Raw genomic sequence first — 4,198 nt, 5'->3', positions numbered from 1 at the left:
GGTTTCGTCTGAGCTGCCAAGTTTGTTGTTCCAGTTGAGTATATCAGATTGCTTAATGGAATTGGCGGGCGAGATGGCAAATACCGGATCGGCTTCTTTTCTGTTCCAGCGGGTAGTATCAACAGCTGAAATAGCATGAGCTACAGATGTTGAAAATACCGGATCTGTTTCCTTTTTATTCCAGTTGGCCGTATCAATACCTGTAATGCTGTGAGCTACAGACTTTGTAAAAAATGGGTCGGTTTCGTCTGAACTGCCAAGTTTGTTGTTCCAGTTGAGAATATCAGATTGCTTGATGGAATTGGCGGGCGAGATGGCAAATACCGGATCAGCTTCTTTTCTGTTCCAGCGGGTAGTATCACCGGCAGAAATAGCATGAGCTACAGAATTGATGAATAATGGGTCGGTTTCGGTGAAACTGTCGAGCTTTTTGCTCCATCTAAGGGTATCATCTGCAGTAATTTTCCTGGCAACCGAAGCATTAAATGCAGTTTCAGCATTCAGTTTTTTATTCCAATAGGCCGTATCAATACCTGTAATAGCATGAGCCACAGAATTGGTAAAAAATGGGTCGGCTTCGGTGAAACTGTCGAGCTTTTTGCTCCATCTAAGGGTATCATTTGCAGTAATTTTCCTGGCAACCGAAGCATTAAATGCTGTTTCAGCATTCAGTTTTTTATTCCAATAGGCCGTATCAATACCTGTAATGCTGTGAGCTACAGACTTTGTGAAAAATGGGTCGGCTTCGTCTGAACTGCCAAGTTTGTTGTTCCAGTTGAGTATATCAGATTGCTTAATGGAATTGGCTGCAGAAGATTTAAATACAGGATCTGTTTCTGCCAATGTACCGGTTATTTTTTCCGCAGTTTGGGAGTGTATGGCGAAAGGTACACTAAGCAACTGGCTTGTACCTGAAATTGTATAATTTGTGCCTCCTAAAGGATCAATTTCTGTTTTAATAAAGTATAGCCCGTTTGTCCAATCTATGGTTTCAAAGTTACCAGTAACCGCTACCCCTCCTCCAATTTCTATGGTCACCAGGCCATTCGCATTGGAATGAGGATTGGGATTATACAATTCCTTAAAAATTTCAGTCCCGGTTGCCGATCCCTGCAAAATGCTGATGCGCATGCCGATGCTTTTGTTAATAATCAGTTTGTTATCAGTATCTCTTATAACTGCCTGATAACTCATTTTCCTGGGGGTTTGTGCTAATACAATTGTCGCTATAATCAACATTGTAAGGGTCAGAATTGTTTTTTTCATAGTGTTATTAGTTTTTTATGATTTTAAAAGTCTTAACCTCATTTTTGTTTTGGAAAATCTTTAGAAGGTAAGTAGAAGGAAGAAGGTTATCCATGAAAATCAGGGTTACATTGTCTTCAATTTTTTTGTTTTCAATGAGTTTCCCACTAATATCAAAGATCTTATAGTAAAGGTGGTTCAACTCATTTCCTTCAATTTTCAGGGTTAACTTGTTTGAAGTTGGATTGGGATAAACAAAGCAATCAAGGTTAAAATCGAAAGTATTTTCGTTAATTTCCTTGACAGCCGTTACCACTGAGATTTCATAGGGCTGAATTACTCCTTGCAGTTCCGAACCGTTTATACCCGTATGGGTAGTATAAACAATCTGACCAATGGAAAAACTAACGGATCCCCCGTTGCCGGAGGCATCCCCCCCATTTGAGTTTACAGATTCCTGTGCCTGCAATCCCGTCATGACTCCGCAAAATCCCAGCACGAAACTTAATTTTAATGGAGTACGTATTTTCATAACATTAAATTAAATGTTAATTAAACTTTATGGGAAATTCATTTGCTTATTTTAATGAAATTTGCTTATCGATTGAAAAACAAATAGATAAATGCTGATTTTGCTCAGATTTTAAGGAAAAAATTTCTCTTATTGTCTTTGCCAGCCTGTAAATTATTTGTCATAGGATACGGCGATAAAGGTTGGCAGGACTATATTTAAAAATTAAAAAAAATTAAAGCTTGTCTGGAAGATATTTTTTTAGGAAATAGGATAATTGTACTTTGTTTTTTTGAGAACAAAGTTGTTTCAATCTTACTGATTGGGGATAGTTAGGGTATAGAAAATAATAAAGCATAATGTTATATATTAATATTAATAAATATTATAAAATGTGCTTAGGAGATATATTTTCTAAAGACTAAATTTTATTTAAAATGGTGTGAATTTAATTTTTGTTATAAATAGCAAACAAAATAAGGCATGAAGAAAAACCAATGAAAATTGATTCAGCAAATTAAAAATAAGGAGAAAAAACGTTTAAAAAAAATAATATCTGCGAGAACTAATTTTTTAATCTAATTTAATATTTTTTTAATAATAAACCTTAATCTTTAATTAACAAATATGATTATTAACAGTAAAAAATTTATGAACTTCATCCATTCTGTGACCAATTAAAATGAATAGCATATTGTGAAAAATTTAAGTTGTTTAAAAGAATAATTCCCTTTTCCCGTCCCATAAAATATCCCCTTAATTATATTTCTCTTCCATTATATTTTGTAACTTTATTATAGATTAAAGGATACCTGTTTGATATAAGTTCGGGAAAGATTAATTCAGAATTCTGTTCTTTTGTTCCCTTAAGGCCTTGGATTGATTCTGTCTTGTCCAATTAATTAAAAATCAATGTGATATAAAACTTACATATTTGTTCTGCTCCGTCAATTTGCTGAAAATATTTTATTAATGTTCATATTTTAATTTAATTAAAGGAGATCAAACAAGATGAAAACAAACAATTCTTTAGCCGTATTGATTTTTTTCATCCTTTTGGGAATTGGGGTTGCAATTTCATATCCATATTTTAGTACTGGAAATAATGCAGCAGGATTGTGGACTTTAGCTATTTCGTTTTTCATAGCCCTTTTGGTTTCAACTGCTGTTAAAATTGCTGCCCAATGGGAAAAGGCTGTAGTACTGCGTTTAGGGCGTTTTCACAGGCTCAGGGGACCTGGGATATTTTTTATTATCCCTATTGTCGATTTCATTTGTTATTGGATAGATACAAGGGTTATTACAACTTCTTTTACAGCCGAAAAAACCCTGACAAAAGATACAGTGCCGGTTGATGTGGATGCTGTATTATTTTGGAAGGTTATTGATGCTAAAAAAGCTGCATTGGATGTTTCAGATTATAGAAATGCCATCAGCTGGGCTGCACAGACTGCTTTGCGTGATGTGATCGGTAAAACCATTCTTTCTGATATGTTGGAAGGAAGGGAAAAAATCAGTCAACAACTTCAAAGGATAATTGACGAACGTACGGAGCCCTGGGGAATTAATGTTATTTCCGTTGAAGTGAAAGATGTTCTTATCCCACCAGGACTTGAAGATGCCATGTCAATGCAGGCACAGGCCGAAAGAGAGCGCCAGGCCCGTGTGATTTTAGGAGATTCAGAAAGGCAGATAGCAGATAAATTTAAGGCAGCAGCCCAGATCTATTCGGAAGAGCCTACCGCTTTTCATTTAAGGGCTATGAATATGCTCTATGAAGGCCTGAAAACCAATTCTACCATAGTCGTTGTACCAAGTACTGCTGTAGAATCCATGCAGTTGGGCAGTATTGCCGGATTAACAGCATTGACCATGGAACTTAAAAAGCAAAAGAAAAATCCGGATAAAGAAAATGAAAACGAAGTCTAATTTTTAAAATGGAGTTTTTTAGAATAAAAGCGTTTTGTAATTATTAGTGTCCGGGGAAAATATAAAGATTCCTCGCTATGTCCGGAATGGCAATAAGTTTGTAAATGTTTACGTTTGGAGGGGATGGTGTGCGGCAATACCGCATACCATCCCCTCTCAACATTGAATTGTACCCCTCAAAATCCTTTTTTCGGCAGATTATCAATTTGTTCTTTTTCCCGTTTGATCCTCTCCCGTTTCTTCCCTGAAGTGAACTGATAACTTAATCTGAACCAGACAGGAACTAAAGACATTTTGACATCCCCCTGGTAATGACTGGAGAAGTTTTTTGCATCAATTTCTGCCCCCTTATAGGTAAATGACCGGGTAAACGGGATACCACTGACTAGCCCTACTTTAATTTTTTGCCTGAATGTTTTTTCGAAAGTCAGGAAATACAATGCATCACAAAAGTAATTATCCTGAATATTGTTTTTTTTGCTGGCATATTGGAATGTCAGCGACAGGGACATG

Annotated in this window: 4 protein-coding genes; 1 reads left to right on the top strand and 3 read right to left on the bottom strand. The window is 36.0% G+C overall.

Annotated features, from left to right (window positions below; translation table 11 throughout):
- Both Q8907_13475 and Q8907_13470 read right to left on the bottom strand, forming a co-directional pair.
- On the bottom strand, positions 1 to 1,266 hold a 1,266-nt coding region (locus Q8907_13475), incomplete at its 3' end, for a hypothetical protein (protein ID MDP4275282.1).
- A gap of 7 nt (positions 1,267 to 1,273) precedes the next feature.
- Complete coding sequence (locus Q8907_13470) at positions 1,274 to 1,777, bottom strand: T9SS type A sorting domain-containing protein (GenBank protein MDP4275281.1); 504 nt, start codon at positions 1,775 to 1,777, stop codon at positions 1,274 to 1,276.
- Between the two features lie 990 nt (positions 1,778 to 2,767).
- Here Q8907_13470 and Q8907_13465 point away from each other — a divergent pair.
- Entirely contained in the window at positions 2,768 to 3,685 is a 918-nt protein-coding gene (locus tag Q8907_13465) for a slipin family protein (protein MDP4275280.1), read from the top strand.
- Between the two features lie 176 nt (positions 3,686 to 3,861).
- On the opposite strand, the gene Q8907_13460 is transcribed toward Q8907_13465, so the two are convergent.
- Positions 3,862 to 4,198, bottom strand: a 337-nt coding sequence (locus Q8907_13460) for a TonB-dependent receptor (GenBank protein MDP4275279.1), incomplete at its 5' end; no start/stop codon positions are given.

This window comes from Bacteroidota bacterium, assembly GCA_030706565.1.
In the GTDB taxonomy this organism is placed as follows: domain Bacteria; phylum Bacteroidota; class Bacteroidia; order Bacteroidales; family JAUZOH01; genus JAUZOH01.
Note: the sequence above shows the minus strand (reverse complement) of the source record. Positions and strands in the feature narration are given on the sequence as shown.